The sequence below is a fragment of the Paenibacillus sp. S29 genome (genome assembly GCF_049319765.1).
Lineage (GTDB): Bacteria > Bacillota > Bacilli > Paenibacillales > Paenibacillaceae > Paenibacillus > Paenibacillus polymyxa_B.
Window position 1 is genome coordinate 15,155 of record NZ_JBMOUI010000015.1, and the last position, 23,717, is coordinate 38,871.

Sequence of the window (23,717 nt, forward strand, 5' to 3'; positions counted from 1 at the left end):
GTCTACACGCTAGCCCACTAACAACGTATAGACGATGCCGGGTCCATGCACGCCAATCGTCAAATCATTTTCAATATCCGACGAGCGGCTCGGTCCAGTAATAAAATGAATGCCTGCGGGCAGTTGCTCACGCCCGACTTCGTCAAAGCGACTTAGAATCTCGCCCAGTCGTGTTCGCAAGCGCTCTACGGGCAGAAGAATAATCAGTGCGGTTGGCAAAAGGCTTACCGCACGGCCTTTCTTCGGCGAGGATAGCACCGCTACCGAACCGGTGTAAGCAGCCGCTTCGTCGGCGATGACGATGCCGATATCCGCCTCGGCAGCGCGGGCCTTCCAGTCCTCGACTGGATCGGTGTTCCACACCGATAAACGGACTTCCGGCAGCGCCGATTCCAGCTGGAGCGCATCCAGGTCCGGCTCATTCTGCCGGACGATATAGGCCGCTCCCAGCTCTCGCGCTTTGAGCGCGATCCAGTCTGCGGTCTGCTCCAAATCCGGCAGACGCACGACATGCCCGCCAACACTTGTAAAGTTGGCGGTGAACTCCTCGATGCGCTGCTCCGCGCTCCATTCGAATTCGTGCCAAAATGCAGGTGCCCCGCGAAACGGCTGAACTGGCGGCTCCGTCTGTCGTGGACGCTTGAGCCGCGTCGCGATGCCGTCCATAAAGCGTACTTGCTTAGCACGCGATTCTGCTTCCATTTGCTGAAGCCACGCTTCATGGGCCGCTTTTGCTTGCGCAGAAGGATTACTCTGTTCCCTCATGCTGCGTCCCTCCTTTACTTCTATCTGCCAAAATCTTCTCCATGCGGCTGAGAACATCCGGCTGCATCACGTTGCGTTCCTGCTCCAGTTTATGCTCCAGCGTGTTCCACTGCTGACGAAAGGATTTTTTCGCCAGAGAGGGAGCTACGCGGTACGTATTCCATCCCTTTAGCGGGCCCAGCTTAAGGGTAATTTCGCCCTTACGGACGACCGCTTTCTGTGCAATCTGCCCTAGCCGAATCGCCGCTGCGAATCGCTTCGAGCTGGAAACCACTGTCGCAAAACCTTTCATTCCTGCCGTTTCCAGCTTATCTCCTTGTCCCGCCTCCACCTTACGTCTACGCAAATATACCAGCATATCATGCAGCGGTATTTTGACCGGACAGGCTTCATAACACGCACCACACAGACTGGACGCACTCGCAATATCGTTCCACTCTTCAATGTTGCCATGAAGGGCAGGCGTAAGCACTGCACCGATAGGGCCACTATATGTCCCACCATACGCGTGTCCGCCAATGTGTCGGTACACCGGACAGGCATTCAGGCAAGCCCCGCAGCGAATGCAATTCAACAGCTCTTGAAACTCGGGATTGCCTAGCTGTAGTGAACGTCCGTTATCTACGATGATAATGTGCATTTCGTCAGGCCCATCGGCATCCTGGCTGCGCCGGGGGCCTGAAATACCAGACATGTACATGGTCAGCTTCTGTCCGGTAGCAGATCGTGGCAGTAATGTAGCCATCACCTCCAAATCCGTCCAAGATGGAATAATCCGTTCCATGCCCATCAACGTAATTTGCGTTTTGGGCAAAGTGGATACCATTCGTGCGTTGCCTTCATTTTCAAACAGAACCATGGAGCCTGTCTCGGCGATGGCAAAGTTACACCCGGTCATGCCAATATCTGCTTCTAGAAACTTCTCACGTAGCTTTTTGCGGACAAAGCCCGCCAAAATCGTCGTATCCGCGGACAGTTTCTCCCCTGCTTCTTTGGACAGCAGCTCGGCAATCTGATAGCGGTTTTTGTGAATCGCCGGAATGACGATATGAGACGGGGGCTCTCCTGCCAGTTGAATAATATATTCACCGAGGTCACTTTCAATCGTCTCGATATCCGCCCCCTCCAGCGCCTGATTCAAATGTAACTCCTCCGACACCATCGACTTGGATTTGACGACGGAACGAGCTTGGCTATGCGCAGCAATATCCAGTGTAATACGTACGGCATCGGCTGCTGTGTCGGCAAAATGGATATGCACCCCGTTGGCGCGGGCATTTTCTACAAATAGATTTAAGTAATAGTCCAGATGGGCAATGGTATGAAGACGAATTTGGCGCCCGCGCTCACGCCATTCCTCCCAATTTCCGTGCTGCTCTGAGGCCACCCGCTTACCGTTGCGCAGCCGCTCTGTAGTGAAACGAACTGCATTCCGCAGAAAATCATCATTAAGAGCCAGCTCTGCGCGTTTCTTAACCTTTTGGTTCATGGAATGTGAGTGTACGGCGGTCATGCGTGCTTCACCCCTTCGTACAGCAGCTCAGCCAGATGCATGACCCGAACTGGCTCCTCCCGATACCTGAGATTTCCGGCAATGTTCATCAAGCAGGCCATATCTAGTCCGACCAGTACCTCGGCTTCGGTCTCCCTGATGTGGTCCACTTTTTCAGTCACCATCGCTCCCGAAATATCCGGCATTTTTACCGCGAAAGTCCCGCCAAAGCCACAGCAGTCCTCAGCAAAGGGAAGTGGTACTAATTGCAGCCCCTTTACACTGCCAAGCAGCTTCATCGGTTCCTCCTTCACGCCGAGCAAACGTGTGCCATGGCAAGACGGATGGTAGGTTACCGTATGCGGAAAAGACGCGCCCACATCGGTCACGCCAAGCACCTGCACCATAAATTGCGTAAACTCATACGTCTTTTGCTCCAGCCTCCGTGCCGAATCGAGCCATTCGGGTTCATCCTTAAACAACTCCGGGTAATGATGAATCATATATGTGCAAGAGCCGGAAGGAGATACGACAAAATCGCTGTCGTTAAACGCTTTCAAAATCGTTTTGGCCGCAGCCCTCGTTTCATCCCAATAGCCGCTGTTATAGGACGGCTGTCCGCAGCATGTCTGCACCTTCGGAAAATCCAGCTGAACACCATATCTGGCAAGCAAGCGTGCCATCGCTTCCCCCACCTTGGGATAAATCGCATCACTCAGACAGGTAATAAATAAAGATACCTTCATACGGAACACCCCTTCCGTCCATGGAATTGCTATTACTTTATAACTGAAAAGTTACCTTTAGTGCCACTGCGCAGTCGGATGTTGCTTCCCATCACTGTTGCCCCCAGATTTTTTACTCACTGCTAAAAATCCGGGGAAGTGATAATTTAGAAGCTTGCAGTGGGATTCTCAATTATACCTTTTTTACATCATCAAAGAATCCTCCTGCAACAGCGATCGTAAGATCAAATAAAATGCAAAGCGGCCTTCACCTTGGAAACTCCCCGCTTTATACAACTGTAACTGGAATCGCCAGCTCCGCAAGTTGACTGCGAATCGGGTTCGACAACCGTGAATCTGTAATGATCTCGGACACTTGCGACAGGTTCACGACATGCGTAAACGCCTGCTGCCCAAATTTGCTCGCATCCGCCAGTAAAATCACACGGTCTGCAATGCTGACCATTTTCTGCTTCAAGCGAGCTTGCAGTTCATTCGATTCGCTAATACCGCGATCCAGATGAACCCCTTGGCTGGAGAAAAACAATTTATCCACATAATAGGTTTCTAGTGAACGCTCTGCGAGCGGGCCTACATATGACAACGAGCGTTGAAGCAACTGCCCCCCCGTCGAAATGACCTCGATTTTTTCCTTACCCGCCAGCTCTGTAGCTACCCGAATCGAATTTGTTAATATTGTCAAAGGAATATCCGGTAAGCTGGACGCCATATACCAGGCGGTTGTGCTAGCATCCAGCAAAATACGATCATTCGGCTGAATCTGCTTGACCGCTTCTTCGGCAATCCTACGCTTTTCCTCTGCGTTCATAATTTCCCGTACCGCATAGGGCGTTTCAGGTTGCTCGTTTTTGACACTGACCGCTCCCCCATGCGAACGGCGCAGTCGTCCCGCCTGCTCCAGGCGGTCCAGATCACGGCGGATCGTTTCCTCCGTTACTTTGCACAACTCACTCAATTCGGACACCCGTATGCTTCCTTTTTCATTAACGAGCTGCACAATCATCTCATATCTTTCTGCGACCAGCATGGCAATCTCACTCCACATCTTTAATGTACAAAAAGTCCCGCCACTCGCCGGAATTGCCCGTAGGCATCCTCCCACGCTTCTGACTCGGCAGGTTCATATTCCTCCACGGAAATAGAATCCGCGATGACCCGGCGTGCTTCCCATATATCGGCGAACTTTCCCTGTGTCATCCATTGTACCGCAAGATTGCCGATTGCGCTCGCTTCTGCGGGTCCAGCCCACACGGGTTTTTGAATTGAATTGGCCGTCCATTGGCACAGCAAGCGATTTTGAATCCCTCCTCCGACCATATGCAAACCATTAAACCGTTGTCCTGACACCCGTTCCGTAAGCTCCAAAATGTAACGATACTTTAACGCCAGACTCTCCAAAATACAGCGCGTAATCTCTCCCGGCGTCTCCGGCAACGGCTGCCCAGTGTTGCGGCAATATTGGCGGATACGTGTTTTCATTTCCCCGGCGTGCAGGAACAGTTCATCGTCCGGATCAATCAAAGAAGTGAATGCTGGAGCCTGTTCTGCCATATGAACCAGTTCGGGGAAGGAATAGGAGTATCCCTGCCGCTTCCACTCTCTGCGCGCCTCCTGTAAAATCCACAAGCCCATAATGTTTTTAAGCAGCCTGTAAGTTCGACCAACCCCACCTTCGTTCGTAAAATTAAAACGAAGCGTATCGTCATTGATTACAGGCTGTGCCGTTTCCGTTCCCATCAGGGACCATGTTCCGCAGCTTAAGTACGCAAACGAGCGCTCCAGCGCAGGTACGGCAGCCACAGCAGATCCTGTATCGTGCTCTGCTACTGCAATCACAGGAATCGCTCCAATGCCCAGATCGGTCATGACCGACGAGCGGATCGTTCCTACAACATTTCCTGGTTCTAGGACCTCACCAAACCAGGAACGGGGGATATCGATTCCAGACAAAAGCTCTTCATCCCATTTTTGCTGCAACGGATTATATAATTGCGTGCTGGTCGCATTCGAAAACTCATTGTACATTTCACCTGTCAGAAAATACCGCAGCAGATCTGGAATCATCAAGAAATGCTTTGCCTGCTCCAGCAATGGTGAACTCGCATTTCGCATAGCAGCCAGCTGATAAATCGTGTTAAACGTCAAAAACTGAATGCCTGTACGCTGAAAAATGGACTCTTTCCCTAGCCGTCCCTGTATTTCTTCCATCACCCCATGGGTGTGCCAATCCCGATAATGATAAGGGTTGCCTAGCAGTTCTCCGGTTTCCCCAATCAATCCAAAATCGACCGCCCAAGAGTCAATCGCAAGACTGGACGGATTCACTCCCATATGTTTGGCTTTGAGCAATCCTTGCTGAACCTCGTGATACAGACGCAACAGATCCCAGTGCAGACGTTCCCCAACTTTGACCGGTTCATTCGAAAAGCGATGGATTTCCTCCACCACGATACGTGAATCTATCAATTCTCCGAGTAGAACCCTGCCACTGCTTGCCCCCAAATCATAAGCGAGGATACTCACCAGCTTGCACCGCCCTTGCCTCTTTGTAAAATCTGCGTGCCATAATTAGATGCCAAGTAGGCTTTCATCGGGTCTGTAGGTAATCCCTGCTCTTCACGGATCGCTCTGAGCAATGGTGCCACATCAAACTCAAACGCCTGGCGTACAGCATCCTCTGCACCCAGCACATCCTGGCGGTTTGCTGCATCTTCCACCTCTGCATGATTAATCAAGAGTGCCTTTGCATATTGAGTCTGTACATTCAACACGGAGCGAATCATGGCCGGGATTTTGGATTCAATATTGTGCGACTGATCAATCAAGTATGCGATTTTGTCCACGGTTTGGCGGATATCAGCTTCTACATCCTGAGCGGCATTTAAAATTTGATAAAAGATCAAAAATAACTCATACGGATTGGTAGAACCTACAATCAGATCATCATCTGCATATTTATAGCTATTAAAATGGAACCCACCTAGTCGCTGCTCATCAATTAGAAACGCGACAATATGCTCCACGTTGGCTCCCGGCAGATGATGCCCTGTATCCACCAGCACCTGTGCCTGCGGCCCCAGCTTGGTTGCGTAATTGTACGCCATGCCCCAATCGGCAATATCCGTATGATAAAAGGCTGGCTCGAACGCCTTGTATTCAATCAGCATGCGCATGTCAGGTGTGAGCGCCTTATACATTTCACTGAGCGCTTCCAGCATCCAATTTTTCCGTTTGCGAATATCCCCCTGACCGGGATAATTCGTTCCGTCTGCGAACCATAAGCTAAAATCGTTAGAGCCCGTTTCCTTCGCAATATCCACGCATTCCAGCAAATGGTTGATGGCCTTACGGCGGATGGCCGGGTCTACATTGGTGACACTGCCGAGCATGTAGTCCTCATCTTGAAACAAATTGGGATTCACGGCCCCAATCTGCAAACCGAGGCTTTCGGCATGACCGCGAAGCTTGCCGTAATTGTCCACTGTATCCCACGGAATGTGGATCGCAACGGATGGACATAAGCCTGTCACAGCATGAACCTGCGCGGCATCCTCCAACTTTTCGAACGGATCACGCGGGACGCCTGTTTTCTGAAAGACTTTAAACCGTGTACCTGAGTCGCCATATCCCCAGGATGGTGTTTCTATGCTAAGCGCTTTCAGCTTTGCCTTTACTTGCTCCAGGTCAATGCCCCGTTGTTGCTGTTGCTCCTCGAATAAGGCGTACGCTTTGTCACTCATCGTGGTTCCTCCTTGGAAAATAAAGTGAGTTACGGGGGGGAGGCCGCTTCGCGTGCGGATTGTTCTTCCGATCGCTCCGCTGCTGACCACCCATAAAGTCACTTCTATTTTTAAAGTGTTAGTGTGTATATAAAGGATGAGAACACGTAAATACGTTACATTGCTTATTTACGTGTTTTCCAAAGTGTTTTACAACCCTTCGAAACTATCGTCATGTGGCTTACATAGGTTCATTTTAATTCGGCTAGCGTGTAAAGGCTGCGGGGACGCCACCGTCGATGGTCAGCATACAGCCTGTCGTTTTCTCTGCCTTGGATGAGGCGAAAAAGGCAATGCCCTCAGCGATATCCTGCGGATAAATGTTGACCAACAGCGTCGTCCGTTTGCGGTAATGCTCCTCCAGTTGGTCGGGCTCGATGCCGTAGGCGGCAGCGCGCTCGTTGCGCCAATTGGAGTTCCAAATTGCCGAGCCTTGCAGAATGGCATCCGGCAAAATGGTGTTCACACGGATGCCATATTCACCACCTTCTGCGGCAATACAACGGGCTAAATGTGCTTCCAGCGCCTTGACCGAGCTATAGGCTGTTACATTTTTACCTGCGTAGACCGAGTTTTTGGAACCGACGAACACCATGCTGCCGCCAAGTGTCTGCTCCTTCATGAGCTTGAACGCTTCTCGTGCAACCAGAAAATAACCCGTTCCCAGCACATTCACATTTAAATTCCATTCCTTTAACGATGTTTCATCGAACGGACTGGATGTAGCAAGGCCTGCATTGTTGACAATGATATCTACACCGCCATAGGTCAATGCCGTTTCTGCATAGGCAGCCTGAATCTGCTCCTCCTGCGTCACATCCATTTTTACGGCGATGGCACGGTTTTCTCCGTAGCTGCTATTTATCTCTGCGGCTACCTTTTGCGCGCCTTCCAGATTCAGATCTGCCAGTACGACATGTGCACCTTCATCCACCAAGCGACGTGCGGTTGCACTGCCAATCCCGCCTGCACCGCCTGTAATGAACGCAATTTTACGGGAAAATTCAGCTTCTGCTGGTGCGAGTGACAGCTTATAAAGCTCCAGCGGCCAGTATTCCACGTTGTATGACTCGTTCTCGCTGAGTGAAACAAACTCTCCTAACGCCGTTGCTCCTCGCATGACAGCAATAGCACGATGATACAAGGCGCCGCTTACCTGCGCGTTGCTCCAGCTTTTTCCTGTGTTGATCATACCAATACCCGGAATCAAAATTACACGTGGCGCAGCCTCAAACATAACATCTCCCTCATACCGATTGCGCTCGAAATAAGCTTGATACTGTTCCTTATAGGCCGCTATACCCTCAGCGAGCTTAACTTTCAAGCCCTCTACGTCCTCCACATTCGGTGTCCAATCTACATAGAGTGGCTTCATCTTGGTATGAACCAGATGATCCGGGCATGCTGCCCCAACCTGGGATAAAACAGCAGAATCTCGGCCGTTCACAAACTCCAACACATCCTCCGCGTCATCAAAGGTGAGGATCATCTTTTTCTCATCACTGACTGCACCCCGGACGGATGGCATAACTTGGGAAGCAATGCTTCGGCGCTCTTCATAAGTAAGCGCTTTATATTTTACGCCTCCAAACGCCTGCTTTTCCTCTTGACGAGCTTTAATATAGCTTTCTGCTTCTTGAATGATTTGGATTGTTTTGGCATAAGCCGCTTCGGATGTGTCTCCCCACGTAACCAGACCATGCTTTTCCATCAATACCAATTCAGCTTGTGGATGATCGATTACACCTTGGGCAATCATTTTCGACAGCTTAAAGCCAGGACGGATATAAGGCACCCATACAAAACGGTCACCGAAGATTTCCTTAGCCATTTCCTTACCGTTGTGCGCACAACACAAGCTAATAATCGCGTCTGGGTGTGTATGATCGACATGTGTAAAAGGCAGAAAAGCATGCAATAGCGTCTCAATTGAAGCCCGTGGATGCTTGGCATCTATCATACAGTTCGCCAAATATGCGACCATATCCTCGTCAGACATATCTTCCCTTTCAAATAAAGGACGAATATCCTCCATACGAAGCCCGGTGAAGTTATGCGCTTTCATTGTTGCGAGATCGGAACCGCTGCCCTTAACGTACATCACTTCTACTTCACGCCCACGAAAATCTTGTATCATCGTTTTGGCCGAAGTGTTACCGCCTCCCCAGTTGCACACACTCCTATCTGTGCCAATCAGGTTAGAACGGTATACGAGCTCTTCCAGCGTGCTTTTCTGCTCAGATGCTTGTGAAGAAATCCACAGACTTTGTACCATAGGAAAAAGACCTCCAAGTTCAGTTTTAGTTTTGAAAGGCTTTATTACAGTGGTTTTTCTTTGTTTATGGAGACTATAACACTTTTGTTTTAATTTGAAAATGAGTAATACAAAAATAATCAAAAATAAATTTTAATTTTTATCCATCTAAAAAAATGGATATATTCATTTGGTAAACGATCATGGCCACGCACAAAATAAAGGCCATGTCAGAATCGGTTATAAGAACCTTTCTGGCACGGCCTCATTCGTTTAACTCATCTAATTACCCAACTATACGCATCACTTTGGCTAGCAGCTCGTACGAGCGCAGGCGCGCCTGATGGTCATATACCTGAGAGGTTGTAATCAACTCATTGGCTCTCGTCTGGTCGATTATCAAATCCATCTTTTGCTTGACGGTGTCAGGACTGCCGATGGCTGAATACCCCAGCATATTACCACGAACCATCTCCTTCTCGTGCTCACTCCATAGCTTTTCCATGTCATCCACTGGTGGCTTCAGTCCTCCGCTGTGCCCGCGCAGCACATTTAGAAACTGCTGTTCTTGTGAAGTAAAGAGCCATTTTGCTTCCTCATCAGAATCTGCAACAAGCACATTAACACCGACCATCACATATGGCTTATCCAGTGCTTTGGATGGCCGAAAATTGCGATGGTACAACTCCAGAGCCTGAAGCAAATGAGCCGGGGCAAAGTGGCTGGCGAACGCGAACGGCAGCCCAAGCTGACCTGCCAGCTGTGCGCTGAATCCGCTTGATCCCAGTAACCAGATGGGAATGTCCAGCCCTTCTCCAGGAATCGCCCTTACTCCCGGAACGGCTCCGTTCAGTGCTGGATTCAGGTAAGAACGCAGCTCATTCAATTGCTCGGGGAAATCTTCCCCAGTACTGTGAAGTCCTCTCCGCAGTGCCCTCATCGCAGGTTGATCCGTGCCTGGAGCCCGGCCAAGTCCCAGATCAATTCGTCCCGGATAGAGCGACTCTAGGGTTCCAAACTGCTCTGCAATCATGAGTGGAGCATGGTTAGCCAGCATAATACCGCCTGAACCGACCCGAATTTTGTTTGTATGTGCAGCTACATGCCCGATGATCACGGACGTAGCCGCACTGGCGACCGCCTGCATGTTATGATGCTCCGTTAGCCAGTACCGATGGTACCCCCATTGTTCAGCATGCTGGGCAAGATCCACCGTGTCACGGAAGGAATCGGCAGGAGTGCCGCCTTCAAGGACAGGTGCAAGATCTAATATAGATAGTGCAACGTTACGCGTAGTCATTATATATAAACCCCCTGTCAAAATATTATTTTATGAATTTTCCTCAACGCCTTAATTCTTTGACCCATCAATTGATGCATCAATTATGATAATGTGTCCCGTTATAAATTGCAAATGATTTAAATTTTTAGTTTTGTTCAAAAACAGTTTACTTTTACGAGAAGCTCGTCTATCATGCATTTATATGGATAATCATTATCCATATTAGCCTGGTTATAAATATTGAGGTGATTGCTAGTGCATATGAAAACAGGTGTCGAACAATCTGTCTACGCGCTTCTTCTACTCACGATGCTGCCGGACAAAGCTGTTTTACCTGGTGAGGCCATTAGCCAGCAGTTAGGTGCTTCGCCTACTTATTTTCATAAACTGTTACGTAAATTGGTTAGCTCCGATTTGATTACTTCTGTACCTGGTGTCAAGGGCGGGTTCAAATTAAAGAAAAAACCTGAGGATATACGGGTATTTGATATTTATCTGGCGATTGAAGGACAACAGACTCTCTATTCTTCCAGCGGTATCTACAACGATATGCTTGAATTAAAGAAAGACGATCAGTGTTGTTTACTGGCAAATTTGATGGAAGAAGCGGAAGCCTCCTGGAAAGCCGTTCTGAAAAGAGAAACCATCGCGTCACTATCCGCTGACTTTTTTAAAGAAGGATATGATGACAAAATGACTTCTTTGGAGAACTGGATTCAGGAAAAAATGGTCTTGTAAAGAACTCTAATGAACAGAAAGGAATATGAACATGAACGATTATTTAGTAAAAGCTCTTGCCTACAATAACCAGGTACGGGCTTATGCCGTGAGAACAACGGAAACGGTAAGTGAAGCTCAACGGCGTCATTATACCTGGCCCACAGCATCGGCTGCATTGGGACGTTCTATGACGGTCGGCGTCATGCTGGGAGCCATGCTTAAAGATGAGGATAAACTGACGATCAGGATTAATGGCGGCGGACCTATCGGCACTATTCTTGTCGATACCAACTCCAAAGGTGAAGTTAGAGGTTATGTAAAAAATCCACAAACCCATTTTGAGCTTAATCAGATAGGGAAATTAGATGTCGCCAGAGCTGTAGGAACAGATGGAGCGCTAATTGTATCTAAAGATATCGGCTTAAAACACCCATTTGTTGGACAAGTCCCTCTCGTTTCGGGTGAACTGGGGGAGGATTTCACATCTTATCTCGTCCAATCCGAACAAATTCCTTCTTCTGTAGGAGCGGGAGTTATTGTTAACCCGGATAACTCTATTCAGGCGGCTGGAGGTTTTATTATTCAGCTGATGCCGGATACGCAGGAGGAGGTTATCAGTTTTATCGAGAGACGCATTGAGAGCATTCCAAGCATCTCCGCAATGGTCATGGAAGGTCTTACGCCAGAGCAGATTCTGGGTCAGATTTTGGGAGAAAGCAACCTGAACATACTGGAAACCATGCCTGTGCAATTTCATTGTCCCTGCTCAGAAGAGCGCGTTACCAATGCCATTATCAGCTTAGGGAATAAGGAAATAGAAGATATGATCCATACCGATGGGCAGGCTGAAGCTCATTGCCACTTTTGTAACGCACACTACCATCTTACCAAAGAAGATCTCGAAGGCATGCTGGAAACAAACATCATTTAAATATGGGCTGTTCCCAAAAAGTAGGTTTAGCTACTGGGGAACAGCTTTTTTCTTTCCCAATGCTTCCGATGATTTCTTAATCCTAAACACGGTAGACTTGTTCATAATGTAAGTGATAATGTTATATTATTCCAATCACTTGAAATGAGGTGCGCTATGCTCGAAAAAGATACGCAGGAAATTTTAAGACGAAGATTGTGCTGGAGGTCTTGCAGGAAGAGCAGACCGTGAACGAGATTGCCGCCAAATATGAAATGAGTCCGTGATGATTAGCTGGTGGAAAGCCGAGTTTCTGAGCCGGGCGTCTATGGTGTTCGAGAAAGGGACGAGTGAAGCGGACAAGATGAGAAAGGAATACGAAAGCAAACAGGAGCGCCTAGAAAAGCTGGTCGGTCAACTTACCGTTGAAGTCCACTGGCTCAATGGGAGCATTACACATCTTCCGGCAATCCGCAGTTCATTAATGAATTTCGGCATTAACGGAATGATCAGCCCGATGCCGGTGAACACCGGAAACAGATTCAGCATAAGGACACATCATATCCCCCTCATAATTTAAGGGTTACTGCTCCCTCTGTAATTCTAAGCAAAAAAACACCTGCTCTTCGGCAGATGTTCCTCGCCTTTCGTATTTCTTGACTATCCGATCCATTTGTCCGTTCTAATCGTTCAACCCTTTGCCCTCCAGAATGGGCTGTGTGTATGTTTCAACCCTTGAAACGCGCGTTTTGAACTGCTTCGGTTGTGGTACACTCTCCAATCCAGCGCTTAGTTTATCGTCAAATATGAACGTGCGAGCAGCGGAGAGATTGTTGTTCCTTTTCATAATTGATATATCTACAACTCAGTGCATGTAGCGCGTTTATTGCTGCTCGGCAAATCTCCACCAGGCAAATGTTCCGACTATTCCGGCTATTCCCGTAGACGCAAGAATGATTATACTACTCAACTTTAAAAACCCGGTGCTTTGAAATACCGACGGGATGGTCCACGGAAAATAGGGGGCGAATCCAAAAGAGGCCAAAACATTTGAGAGAATGACGATTATCAGGATGAGTCCTAATGGTGCCAAGTATCCCTTGCTCACATTGGCCAGAAGAGTGCCTGGTGTGGTAACAATAATAAACAATAGCGATGTTATAATGAATTTAAAGAAGATATTCCAAATAAAAGAAGCTAACCCGCCCGCAACTCCTAGAATACCCCCCACGGTAAAACCTATGGCAAACATATACATGGAAAGTAATAGGCTCCATGCTAAAATTACAAGAAATTTGGACAGTACAATTTTCGATCTGGAAACGGGCTTTGCAAGCAAATCTTTAATTGTTTTATCCGAAAACTCTCGTCCAAATACCCATGCCGCGATAAAGGTGTACCCGATAAGTCCCAGCGGGGCAAGACTATCAAGCAATTCGGTTAAATACATTCTCCAATTGATGCCGCCGGCGTCACTGGATAAAATAATTCCGACTCCCATCATGATTGGCCCAAATGCAAAAATAAGAAATACCAACCAAAACACATTGGCGCGGATAATCTTGCGAATCTCACAATGTAAGACAGAAAAAATATTCATTATATATTCCCCCTTATATATTCCCCCTTGTCATACCAATTGTGCGGAGAAAATATCCTTCCAAATCCTCCGTAATTACTCGAAGCAATGTTGGCGGTTGATTGGATTTAACCAGCAGTTCGGCCAGTCGTTCAGGACTATCCGCAGCGTGGTCATCGGTTAGTTTAATATAGCCGTCTATTATCTCCTCAAATTCATATCCATGCTCTTCAAGCACCTCCTTTAAGGCATGTTTGTCGCGGCCATTCACCACTAAGTTTTTCTGTAACGATTGCTCCAGCTTATCCATTGCGACTTCTTTAACAAGATGGCCATTGTGAATAATCCCAATGCGTGTGGAAACTTTCGAGAGTTCCTCTAACAGATGGCTGGATATAAAAACAGTTACGCCGAAATTTTTCGCTAGGTTATATAACATATTCCGTATCTCCGCCACGCCTGCGGGATCGAGGCCATTTATCGGCTCATCCAATATTAGAATTTCCGGATTGTGAATCATTGCTTTCGCAAGTCCCAGGCGTTGTTTGTTTCCTAGAGAAAGATTCTTTGCCTTCTTCTGTTTGTGCAGCTCAAGCCCCAACTTATAGATAACCCGATTTACGGAATCTTTGTCAGGCACCCCTTGCATGCGTCGTGCTATGTCAAGATTTTCAACTACAGTTAAATCGGGATAAAAAGTAGCCTCCTCCAAATATCCAACCTTGTCCCATAATTTATAGTTTCCGGCATCGACCTTTTCACCTAACATATAGAGCTTGCCGGAGGTTGGCTTGAGCATCGCCAAGAGCATCTTTATGGTCGTTGTCTTTCCAGCGCCATTCAGTCCCAAAAATCCAAATATCTCTCCTCGGCTCACCTCCAGCGAAAGATTGTTCAATACGATATAGTCGCCAAATTTTTTGTGCACTCCCTCAATTTGTATGGCGGGCGTTCCGCCATTTTTTTCCTTTGATAAAATACTCATAGCCTTCAACTCCTCCATAAACAGAGAGCTTATTCAGGATTCTAAGTACGACACTCCTGAACAAGCTCAATCAGAAATTTTTCAATATATCTACTTTATGATGTCCTGGCAATCGTTTAAGCGAGGCGAGGCTGGCCCAAGCCCAATTGAGCAGAGCCAATTCAGCACTACCTCATGCAGCACGTTGATGTTGTCTACCTGACAGTGTTCTAATCCGCCAAGTCGTCTATCCTCTATCGGGTAGAACGTCTTGTTTTTCGAACCCGCTTGCTCGTAATTCTTCAAGGCTTGTGTCAGCGGATTTGGCTGAACCAATATCTCTTCCGCTCCGTGCATTACAAGAAGCGGACATTCTATCTGGTGGAGCACGCCCTCAAGATCATAGGCAAAACGCGGATTCTCCGCAAAATCCTCCAAGCTTTTTGCCCCCAGAATTCTCATGCCGTGTGCGGCCAGACTCGGCGGCATCCATTTAAGCATGGCATCCCAGTCGAAGGCGTGCGTACCGCCGTCGGAGATGACGGCAGCAATCCTGTGATCGAACGAAGCGAATCGCAGCGAGTCGTAAGCCGCAAAACTCTCCCCGTGCACGATAATCTTATCGGGATCGACTTCCGGCCGCGTTAGAAGAAAGTCGATTGCCCGGGAATGGAAAGCCTCACTGTCCGCTCGTCTTCCTTTTCCCTTTTCGTACAGCGAGAGGCCGGTCCCAGGCTGGTCATAGACCAGAAAGTTATATCCACACGAAATAAAAGCGGGACCTAGCCAGAAATAGTTTTCAATTGACCACTCGTCGCCACCGTTGAGAGCAAAAAGGGTCGGCTTCGGACCTTTTATCCAGGAAGGGGAGAAGAAGTAACCATCCAACTTGACATCTTCGTAATCGACTTGGATCTTCTCCGGTTGGACATCGAAGTACTTTCCGGCAGCTTCGAAGAGTTCATTTACTTTCTTAAATACACGGATTTTCTCGGTGTCATCATCCATCACCGCATATTCCGCAATTCTGTAGTAATTGCAGGCACGAATGTAGCAGTTTCGTGCTGTATACCAGTTTCCAGCCGTTTCGGCCTCCTTGCCGTGTCTTTCCAATGCCTGAGCCGTTATGAGCCATTCCCTGTGCCACGTGTCCTTGTCATCGGGGTCGATTTTTTTGCAGGCCTCGTAGATCTCGGTGACGTCCGTAGCACCGAGGCTTGCCATACCCAAAGCTTTGGTGACTTGGTATGACATCATGTAGTGATTGGGCCAACGGCTGAACTCAATTGACATTGCAACATCCTCCTTTTCCAGTTCTAGTGATTGTAGTTTTTTTACTACAAGTAATTTTTACAACACAAAGATAAAGCTTCTTTAAAAGAAAAATAAATGTTTATAAAGAGAATATAAAAAACTATAAACCGCTGAAAAAACAAAAAAGGCTGCTGCCTGGGTGTTCACACCTGGCAGCAGCCTTTAACTCCTGTAGTAAAAGAAAATGTGCAAAAATAAAATCAGTGTTGTGCGGCCAAGGGAAGGCTGAATCTTATCCCCAAACCGCCATATTCGGAAGGGTAGGCGCAAATTTCGCCCCTATGATGTTCAATAATGGATTTACAGCTTGCAAGACCTAGACCCAGCCCGCCCTTTTGGATTTGCCGCGATTTATCCACAGTGAAAAATTTGAGGAACAGAGAAGATATATCCTTATCCGGCACTCCAATTCCATTATCTTCGATTTGAAAAAAGGCATACTGTCCTAGCGGGTATCCGGTCATATACACTTTCAGTTTATTTTTCCCTCCATATCTTACAGCATTGCTAAAGAGGTTGCCGAAAACCCGACGTATCATCGGTTCATTGACCATCAGCAATATATTTTCCGTGAATGAATGGCGGCAAGTAAGCTCGTTGTCAAGTCCCGCCAACTCATACTCATATTCAAGGGCAATGTTTTCGAATAATTTTGAAGCTTTTACAGGTTTAGCTACCATAGATTCCAACTCCAGTTTTTCTTTGGTGAAACTGGAGAAATCATTGATGAGTTCGACCATATATCCTGACTTCCTTTGAATCAAATCATAATATTCCTGCTTTTCAGTTTCTGGTAAATCCTTGTGTGTAGCCAGCAGTTCAGTAAAACCATTAATAGATGTCAAGGGTGTTTTCAAGTCGTGGGCAATTGCCGCGATCATGTCGATCTGCTCTTTGTGCGCGAGTTGAAGCCGATGCTCCATCTTATTGAAGTGCTTATAAAGTTCTCCGATCTCATCATTACTTCTCAGAGCTAGCGGAGGCAGTGGATGTACAATATTTACTTCTTCAAGCCTGGTATTCAGAAGCTGAATGGGTTTCTCTATGCAAAAATGAATATAGATAATCAGAATAATAAATATGAAACAGGCAATTGCAAATATGGGCAGGAGCAATGCTATATATCGCGAGTCCAGCAATGAACTGCGTATAGGGGAATATACTGCAAAGACAAGCTTCAGATACATTCCAATCGAAAACATGAATATTATAAACATCAGCAGGAACAAAAGAGGAAGCTTTATTTTCAGTTTCATACTATTGCTCTCTTTCCGTGTATTTATATCCTATGCCCCATATTGTTTTAATAAAGTCATATTCAGAACCAAGTTTCTTACGGATATTTTTTATATGAACCGTTACGGTATTTATTTCTCCGTATTCGTCTCCCCAGACGTTTTCATATATCTGCTCACGAGTCAATACATGATTGGGGTGGCGCATGAGGATAGACAGAATCTGAAATTCCTTCGTTGATAAGTCGAGCTTCCTGCTATTCAGAAATGCTTCAAACGTCTTATCGTTCAAAATGAGCGGAGCATCCGCCTTTTCGTTACTGGGACTAAGTTCACCCCACTCTTTAAAAAGCCTGTCTACTTTTCTGAAGTGAGCCTTTATCCTGGAGACAAGCTCCTGAATACTGAAAGGTTTGGTCATGTAATCGTCTGCTCCTATTTCGAGCCCGACGATTTTATCAATGTCCTTATCACGCGCACTTAAAAACAGAATTGGGACATTATAAGAATTTCGGATACTTCTGCAGACATCAAGTCCATCCATATCAGGCATCACTATATCAAGAACGATGAAATCAATGTGATTTTCTTCCAATGCAGATAAGGCTTCTTTCCCGGAACATGCCGAAATTATTGCAAATTGCTCGTACCTTAAACTCTTTGTGATGAGTTTTACGATTTCTTCATCGTCGTCTACAACTAATATCGTTTTTGGCATCTTTATACCTCCCAACCTCTTTAAATGGACTGCATTTATATAACACACAAGAGCCGCATGGACTCGAATTGACAAAAAAAGTCGCGCTCAAAGCGCCTCTCCAGTTCCGGATATTTCTCCTTTGGATGCCAGTTGAGGTAATAGTATTTCTTGAAGCAACATGTTGATTTCTTTTAAAAAGGCTTTATTGTCCGGACTTCCTCCCAGAAAAATGCCTTGGGGGTTGCTCAATACAGCGTTATCCCCATTATTAGACAAAAAAAATTCTACCCGGTATGGTGCCGCTAATGACACCTTGAATCGATATGTGATGCTTCATTGTATTAAAAAGACCGAATGCCTTATAAAAATAAGATTCCGCGAGTTCCATTCCTTGAATCATGTGATGAGCACACATCTGTCTGATTTGCCTCCCATAAGCCTATGAGAGATTCTTTCTTATTCATCTAAATACATAAACCTCTCATAAGCTTTTTGATTTGTTTGTTCGTATTCAAACATCATCACTCCTTTAAACGTATTAGAGGATTAGGCTCTAGGATGGTCTGTACTTGATGCCTCGCTTCATTATGGATAAAACATACAATTCGGTCAAGTGTACTTTGGGTAATGAAGAAGGCCTCGGCAGCACAGTTGAATGGCTTCCATGGATAGGCTATTGTAAGGATAGGATACTTTTCCCAGATAAAAGAACTTACAGGAGGTCGTTTTTCTTGATGATCCTTGAACTGGTGGTCCTTATTTCTACTGCTGTCTTGTCTACGTTTTTTTCCTTTCGATACCGTTTGTGGAGACGACTATAGTGAGAAGTGAACAAGAGATGCTGCATACCATTCTCCAATTTGCTCAAGAGGACGAACGGGTACGTGCTGTGATTATGAACGGTTCACGCGCTAATCCACATGCTCTACGAGATATTTTTCAGGATTATGACATCGTCTTTCTCGTATCTTCCATGGACAGCTTTATTCAGGAACGTGGCTGGATTCACCACTTTGGAGAATTGATCATTATGCAGACGCCCGGTGAGCATGTGGAGCCTACTGTGACGTCCCATGATCGCTTTGCTTTTCTTATGTTATTTACGGATGGCAATCGCATAGATCTTACCCTCTGCCCTGTGGCTAACATCGCCAATTGGCCCCGAGACAGCTTAAGTGTACTGCTCTTGGATAAAGACGGACTGGTAAAGCCTTTTCCACCGCCAAATCTTCAAGATTATAAGACAGTCCCTCCAACCGCCCAAACCTATGCAGATTCCTGTAATGAGTTCTGGTGGGTCAGTACTTATGTGGCTAAAGGGTTATGGCGACAGGAGCTGCCCTATGCTAAATTTATGCTAGATCGGCCTGTTAGAGATGCGCTCCACTTGATGCTGGAATGGCATATTGGTATACGAACAGACTTCGCGGCAGATCCGGGTAAACAGGGAAAATATTTTGAGAACCACCTTGAGCCTGGACTTTGGACACTCTATATCCAAACGTTTGCGGATGCAGATTATGAACATATGTGGCAGTCTCTTTTGATCATGGGAAATTTATTTAGAGAAGTTGCCTTGGAAGTAGCAAACTATTATGGCTACGAATATCCGACTCTGGACGATCAGCGTGTTACGAACTATCTCCATCACGTAAAAGCTCTCCCAGCAGATGCTAAGGACATTTATTGATAAAAAAAACCAGTCGGCACTTGATTTTCATGTGCTAGGCTGGTTTTATTTTTATACTCTAACGTTATTCTGTCCTATATGCTGCTTTAGATATTGCGCTGTTCGTTCCGGTTGCGAGATCGGAAAATGATGAGCTGCCGGAATATTCAGCGTATGCAGGGCATGAAATGACTCGGGCAACTTATAGATCTGATCCTTCACACCCCATAGAATCGAAACCTCCTCTTTATACATTCTTTCGGATATCTCAGGAACCGACCGGAAGCTATCGGACTTCGTTAGCATGGCTAGGGCTTGCGCAGTCGTCTTTCTTACGCGTGGGGAACGCATTTCTTCAAGAACATACGTGATGTATGCTGGCGGGATATCGTCGATACTTTCAAAACAAGTCTGCGTAAGCAATTGCTTGCGTAAGCCTGAATCGCTGAATCTGCCTAGCATACTCTCCGTAATTCGTGCGCTCCGATATCTGCGCGGAGCAGTATGCAATACAGGCTGCAATAGGTGTAAGCTACTGATACGCTCAGGTACGCGTTCCCATGCCTTAGCAGCTAGTAGTCCGCCGAACGAATGACCTACAAGGCAGATTGGCGTTTCCAAAGCCTGAATAGCCTGCACTAACGATTCAATGTGGCCTTCTAGTACATCCTCCTTATGATGGTATGGGGAACGGCCAAAACCGGGAAGATCCACCAAGCAAACAGAGGATTCCGGAAATTGATTTGCCAGCGGTATCAAACAATCTGCCCCGCTGAAAGTACCGTGAACTAATACGATCGTTGGATTTCCATTCTTCACCCTTCGCTCCAGTGTAGCTAATGGCCCACGTCTGTTGCGGACATATCCATCTGTATCTATGGTGGAATGAGCAATCCTGAAATCAAGATCAGTAATGACAAATGGGAACACGCTTTTGTTCATCGCCTGTGACAACCCGTATTTACGTTGAATCTCTCGTGCTGCATCCAGTGGGTAGTCCACATCCACGATAAAATCGAGTGATTCCTTCGGAATACCTAACTTTTGGCCCAGAGGAGTACCCAGTATACTGGTTAGCCAAGCTGGCGAAATCGAACCGAGCGGTTTACGTACACGAAGCTCCTTCGCCATATTCGTTCCCAGCTCTATCATCGTTGGACTCTGCTGTCTGTCATCCATCAAGTAGTATGTTTCGCTGGCAGGATGTGATTCCTTCGTAAGAGCACTGATCAATTCGGCTGCATGATCTACATGGACCAAGGGGAGCCAATGAGATTTTCCGCCGGGGACAAGTCCCATAAGCTTGCGCGCTGTAGAACCTACGAGAATGCCTAGCCCACCAGTTTGGGGCGTATCCCCAGACTCTGAGTCACCAATGACAACGCTCAAATGGACAACCGAAAGCGGAAATCCTTCCTTGTGTGCTCCTTGACGGATACGCAAATCAGCCAAAAATTTCATCCGTTCATATGGAGGTGCCTGTTCCAAATGAGCGATGACCGGCTCGGGAGTAAGCCAGTTATGATCATTAAAAGGACTTTTGTACCCAACCAAATGAATAAAATGTCGTAACCCTTTGCTCGCATGAATATATGTAGCCAACGTTATCATTTCTTCTGCCGCTTGTAGAAAAGCTGCTCTCGCATCCTCCTCTCCCAGCAGAATATCCATCGGACCTCCTGCATGAATTATCACATCTGCGGTCTCCACGAGCTGCCTGTCAGCAGGATTTAATCCTAGAGCAGGTATACTCAAATCGCCAATAACCGGTGTTAATTTCCCGATATGCCATGCTGTCTCCAAATCCATTTGCCTGCATATTTGTTCCCACTTCTGCTGCGAACGAACCAGGACGGTAATAGTGTGTTCCTCCTTGGAAAGTTGTCGTAACGTATGCATGCCGATAAATCCTGTGCCGCCCGTGATAAAGATATGTGCCATATACGAAACCTGCCTTTTTTAATTTTTAGTACTTCGTAGCACTAATAAAGATTAAAAAAATCACTTTAGCAGAAGTGCTAAAGTAAATTTTAAATTTTCGAGTATGCTCGGGTCCTGGCTTGCATGCTGCAGAAAGAGCGCACCTTCAATGGCCGAGACGATGAATTGGGCCGTCGACCTCGCAGGAAGTTCAGCCTGAATCTCTAATCTTTCCCTTCCCTCCTTCAACAATATTTCTACGGTAGTGATTTGGCTTTGGAAGAACTGGCTTATTTTATTCCGAAACAAGGCGCTATCTTGAGGCATTTGCGTATAAAGAGTAATAAAGGGACAGCCTCCCAAACAATCTGTCTCTTGCTCTGTCAGCAATTGAAGAAGGATTTCAAAACGTTCCTGAACAGACTGATCCTTACGCGAAACAACTTCATAAATCATCTCATTATACGTTTGAATCAGTTGATCCAGAATGGCTGAAAGTAGCTCTTCTTTACTTTTAAAATAATAGTAAATGTTCGTTTTGGACACATTGCTCACAGCCACAATTTCATCCATACTTGTTGCATGATATCCTTGGGTAAGAAACAATGAGGTGGCGATGCGCAGAACAACATCCCGATTCGTGATTTTATTTTTTTTCATCATATTTAGCACTATACGGTACTAAAAAAGACTTGTCAACCTTCGCTGGAACATGTCTGCTCCAAAATATTATTTTTCGGCCAGAACCCGGTCACCTCTGCTCGCAGGCTGAGAAATAACCAAAAATTCAACATCCTGATTCGTTTCATTAAACATTTGATGAGGCACCATAGGAGGAACCTCACATCCTTCCTGAGATCCTAATTGGATTCGTTCACCATCTACTTCAAGTACCGCTGTGCCTGATAAAATAAAGAAAAATTGGCGCGCATGATGATGATAATGTCTGACCTCATGTGTATTTCCGGGCATCCGCTCATGAATAATGCTCAAATCATTATTTTTCACCAAGCGCCAACCATCACATTGATCTCCCCATATATAATGTTCGGCATTATTTTTACTAATTTTCATTATTGAACTCCTCCTTTTGCAATTACAGTTTATTTTATATATGAATTCATAGAGCTACAATCTTAATTATAAAACGGCAGGACAAATGTAAAAAAGTCCGACTTAGTCAGACTTTTTTATATATCCGCCTCGATAATTTCCTCCAACTTAATCCAGCTAAAATCCTCCTCCCCACGGGACAGCTTCACTTCTCGCCGACTTGTATTAATCACCGTGACCAATCCACGAAGCTCCTCATCATCAAACGGGTTGAACACTTTTAGCGTAATAGGCTTCCGTTCGTTATAGGATACGATGATGGCCTGTTCAATCTGCTGCATTTCCTGATCGTCCAGTGCTGGCTTGTCGCGCCTTCCTTGCTCCTTCATCAGTCTTAAATATGCCTCCCGATGCTCAGGCAAAATCATGCGCGAGCTTTCCCATATGCCATTTCCTTCAAGCTTTCTCCCCATCGTAAGCCCCTCCTATGCTGTTCTGGTTACCGGATGCCATGCCAATACATGATCTAATCGAAAAACACGTGGCTGGCCTGTCTGTAGACAGGTGGCTCGTATCAAGCCATTCTGCACACGATGCACCTCGATACGTCGATGAGACAGCTTGCCCTTCCGATCCAAATACACGATTTCCACGATCTGCCCCACGTATTTTTCCAACATGATCCTTCACTCCTTATCAGAACGTTTGTTTGTATTATATGCGAACATGCGTTTGATTATCAATGTAAAAAAAACCCCTGAGGGATTTGACTCTCTCAAGGGAATTAAAATTCATAGGTGGATAGCTTAATATCTTCTTTATTCAAATCTTTCAGCGGGTAGACAGGGCCATTCCAATAAGTCAGAATATCAATCGGCTCATTAGTACCATGTTCTTTTAAAGAAAGAGATAATTCAAGTAATAAATGTGGAAGTTGATAAGAGCTTGTTAAAAACTGATATTCCTCTGGACTTTCACAATCTTCTGCTCGATAGAACACAAAGTATCCCTCGGTATGGTCCCCAATGAGTACAATATAACGAGCAAGAAACATAATTTCGCCATTGGCAAAAGGAATGGAATGTGTCGAAGCAGAGATCAAATCAGTCTCTAATCCCTCAATACGAAGGGTAAGTTCATTGTTAAGAGCATCCATTCTTTCTCTTTGTTCGCTGATGAGGTGTTCATAATTTACAGGGACAAGCCCTCCATTCTTGATCGTAGCGATCAATTCGTCTATAAATACTTTTTGAGACAACACTCGATTGCTCATCCTATTCATCTCCATATTCGTGAAAATAAGCATGGAATTCTCGCTTTAACATGTTCAATATT

The 23,717-nt window shown here is 46.2% G+C and carries 23 protein-coding genes; 4 read left to right on the top strand and 19 right to left on the bottom strand.

The annotated features are described in order from the left end of the window. Positions 1–9: 9 nt before the first annotated feature. From ACL9RM_RS21710 to ACL9RM_RS21745, 8 genes are all read right to left on the bottom strand, one after another. Entirely contained in the window at positions 10–765 is a 756-nt protein-coding gene (locus ACL9RM_RS21710; protein ID WP_250261480.1) for a LutC/YkgG family protein, read from the bottom strand. Then, positions 749–2,278, bottom strand: coding sequence for a LutB/LldF family L-lactate oxidation iron-sulfur protein (locus ACL9RM_RS21715; protein WP_250261481.1), 1,530 nt, complete (start codon positions 2,276–2,278; stop codon positions 749–751). The genes ACL9RM_RS21710 and ACL9RM_RS21715 overlap by 17 nt, the downstream gene beginning before the upstream one ends. Further along, complete coding sequence (locus ACL9RM_RS21720) at positions 2,275–3,003, bottom strand: (Fe-S)-binding protein (protein WP_250261482.1); 729 nt, start codon at positions 3,001–3,003, stop codon at positions 2,275–2,277. The genes ACL9RM_RS21715 and ACL9RM_RS21720 overlap by 4 nt, the downstream gene beginning before the upstream one ends. A 268-nt stretch (positions 3,004–3,271) precedes the next feature. Beyond that, on the bottom strand, positions 3,272–4,030 hold the full coding sequence (locus ACL9RM_RS21725) for a DeoR/GlpR family DNA-binding transcription regulator (protein WP_250268912.1): 759 nt from the start codon (positions 4,028–4,030) through the stop codon (positions 3,272–3,274). A 20-nt stretch (positions 4,031–4,050) separates the two neighbouring features. Then, entirely contained in the window at positions 4,051–5,526 is a 1,476-nt protein-coding gene (gene rhaB / locus ACL9RM_RS21730; RefSeq protein WP_250268204.1) for a rhamnulokinase, read from the bottom strand. Continuing rightward, a complete protein-coding gene (rhaI, locus tag ACL9RM_RS21735; RefSeq protein WP_069291829.1) occupies positions 5,523–6,743 on the bottom strand; it encodes an L-rhamnose isomerase in 1,221 nt (406 codons plus the stop codon). Before rhaI ends, rhaB begins: the two co-directional genes overlap by 4 nt. Before the next feature lie 244 nt (positions 6,744–6,987). After that, positions 6,988–9,057: a bifunctional aldolase/short-chain dehydrogenase gene (locus ACL9RM_RS21740; protein ID WP_250268203.1), complete on the bottom strand. Its 2,070-nt coding sequence runs from the start codon at positions 9,055–9,057 to the stop codon at positions 6,988–6,990. Between the two features lie 265 nt (positions 9,058–9,322). Next, positions 9,323–10,336, bottom strand: coding sequence for an LLM class flavin-dependent oxidoreductase (locus ACL9RM_RS21745; RefSeq protein ID WP_061831380.1), 1,014 nt, complete (start codon positions 10,334–10,336; stop codon positions 9,323–9,325). A gap of 243 nt (positions 10,337–10,579) precedes the next feature. On the opposite strand from ACL9RM_RS21745, the gene ACL9RM_RS21750 reads away from it, so the two are divergent. The 3 genes from ACL9RM_RS21750 to ACL9RM_RS21760 all read left to right on the top strand — a co-directional run bounded on the left by ACL9RM_RS21750 (position 10,580) and on the right by ACL9RM_RS21760 (position 12,528). After that, the gene (locus ACL9RM_RS21750) at positions 10,580–11,056 is read left to right on the top strand and encodes an RrF2 family transcriptional regulator (RefSeq protein ID WP_250268202.1); all 477 of its coding nucleotides are present in this window, start codon (positions 10,580–10,582) and stop codon (positions 11,054–11,056) included. A 31-nt stretch (positions 11,057–11,087) separates the two neighbouring features. Further along, positions 11,088–11,969 carry an Hsp33 family molecular chaperone HslO gene (gene hslO / locus ACL9RM_RS21755; protein ID WP_069291826.1) on the top strand — a complete coding sequence of 294 codons (882 nt, stop codon included), beginning with the start codon at positions 11,088–11,090 and terminating at the stop codon, positions 11,967–11,969. 265 nt (positions 11,970–12,234) lie between these two features. Then, positions 12,235–12,528 carry a hypothetical protein gene (locus ACL9RM_RS21760; protein ID WP_414126546.1) on the top strand — a complete coding sequence of 98 codons (294 nt, stop codon included), beginning with the start codon at positions 12,235–12,237 and terminating at the stop codon, positions 12,526–12,528. Between the two features lie 303 nt (positions 12,529–12,831). On the opposite strand, the gene ACL9RM_RS21765 is transcribed toward ACL9RM_RS21760, so the two are convergent. From ACL9RM_RS21765 to ACL9RM_RS21785, 5 genes are all read right to left on the bottom strand, one after another. Further along, positions 12,832–13,548, bottom strand: a complete 717-nt coding sequence (locus ACL9RM_RS21765; RefSeq protein WP_250268201.1) for an ABC transporter permease — start codon at positions 13,546–13,548, stop codon at positions 12,832–12,834. Between the two features lie 13 nt (positions 13,549–13,561). Then, a complete protein-coding gene (locus tag ACL9RM_RS21770; protein ID WP_039275251.1) occupies positions 13,562–14,512 on the bottom strand; it encodes an ABC transporter ATP-binding protein in 951 nt (316 codons plus the stop codon). A 90-nt stretch (positions 14,513–14,602) separates the two neighbouring features. Beyond that, positions 14,603–15,784 (bottom strand): alpha/beta hydrolase family protein, encoded by a 1,182-nt coding sequence (locus ACL9RM_RS21775; RefSeq protein ID WP_250268200.1) that lies wholly within the window; start codon positions 15,782–15,784, stop codon positions 14,603–14,605. Positions 15,785–16,005: 221 nt separating this feature from the next. Continuing rightward, on the bottom strand, positions 16,006–17,061 hold the full coding sequence (locus tag ACL9RM_RS21780) for a HAMP domain-containing sensor histidine kinase (protein ID WP_028541664.1): 1,056 nt from the start codon (positions 17,059–17,061) through the stop codon (positions 16,006–16,008). 1 nt (position 17,062) lies between these two features. After that, on the bottom strand, positions 17,063–17,758 hold the full coding sequence (locus tag ACL9RM_RS21785) for a response regulator transcription factor (RefSeq protein ID WP_235308251.1): 696 nt from the start codon (positions 17,756–17,758) through the stop codon (positions 17,063–17,065). Between the two features lie 802 nt (positions 17,759–18,560). On the opposite strand from ACL9RM_RS21785, the gene ACL9RM_RS21790 reads away from it, so the two are divergent. After that, positions 18,561–19,430: an aminoglycoside 6-adenylyltransferase gene (locus ACL9RM_RS21790; RefSeq protein ID WP_250268199.1), complete on the top strand. Its 870-nt coding sequence runs from the start codon at positions 18,561–18,563 to the stop codon at positions 19,428–19,430. 51 nt (positions 19,431–19,481) lie between these two features. Here the strand turns inward: ACL9RM_RS21790 and ACL9RM_RS21795 are convergent, their stop codons facing one another. The 6 genes from ACL9RM_RS21795 to ACL9RM_RS21820 form a co-directional block, all read right to left on the bottom strand. Beyond that, positions 19,482–21,350, bottom strand: a complete 1,869-nt coding sequence (locus ACL9RM_RS21795; RefSeq protein ID WP_250268198.1) for an alpha/beta fold hydrolase — start codon at positions 21,348–21,350, stop codon at positions 19,482–19,484. A gap of 60 nt (positions 21,351–21,410) precedes the next feature. Then, positions 21,411–21,992 (bottom strand): TetR/AcrR family transcriptional regulator, encoded by a 582-nt coding sequence (locus ACL9RM_RS21800; RefSeq protein ID WP_250261497.1) that lies wholly within the window; start codon positions 21,990–21,992, stop codon positions 21,411–21,413. A 66-nt stretch (positions 21,993–22,058) separates the two neighbouring features. Beyond that, positions 22,059–22,403: a cupin domain-containing protein gene (locus tag ACL9RM_RS21805; RefSeq protein WP_028542344.1), complete on the bottom strand. Its 345-nt coding sequence runs from the start codon at positions 22,401–22,403 to the stop codon at positions 22,059–22,061. Between the two features lie 116 nt (positions 22,404–22,519). Further along, positions 22,520–22,855 (bottom strand): YolD-like family protein, encoded by a 336-nt coding sequence (locus ACL9RM_RS21810; RefSeq protein WP_250268197.1) that lies wholly within the window; start codon positions 22,853–22,855, stop codon positions 22,520–22,522. A 12-nt stretch (positions 22,856–22,867) separates the two neighbouring features. Further along, positions 22,868–23,062: a hypothetical protein gene (locus tag ACL9RM_RS21815; RefSeq protein WP_013310131.1), complete on the bottom strand. Its 195-nt coding sequence runs from the start codon at positions 23,060–23,062 to the stop codon at positions 22,868–22,870. 104 nt (positions 23,063–23,166) lie between these two features. Further along, positions 23,167–23,655, bottom strand: coding sequence for a hypothetical protein (locus tag ACL9RM_RS21820; protein WP_039273324.1), 489 nt, complete (start codon positions 23,653–23,655; stop codon positions 23,167–23,169). Positions 23,656–23,717 lie beyond the last annotated feature (62 nt).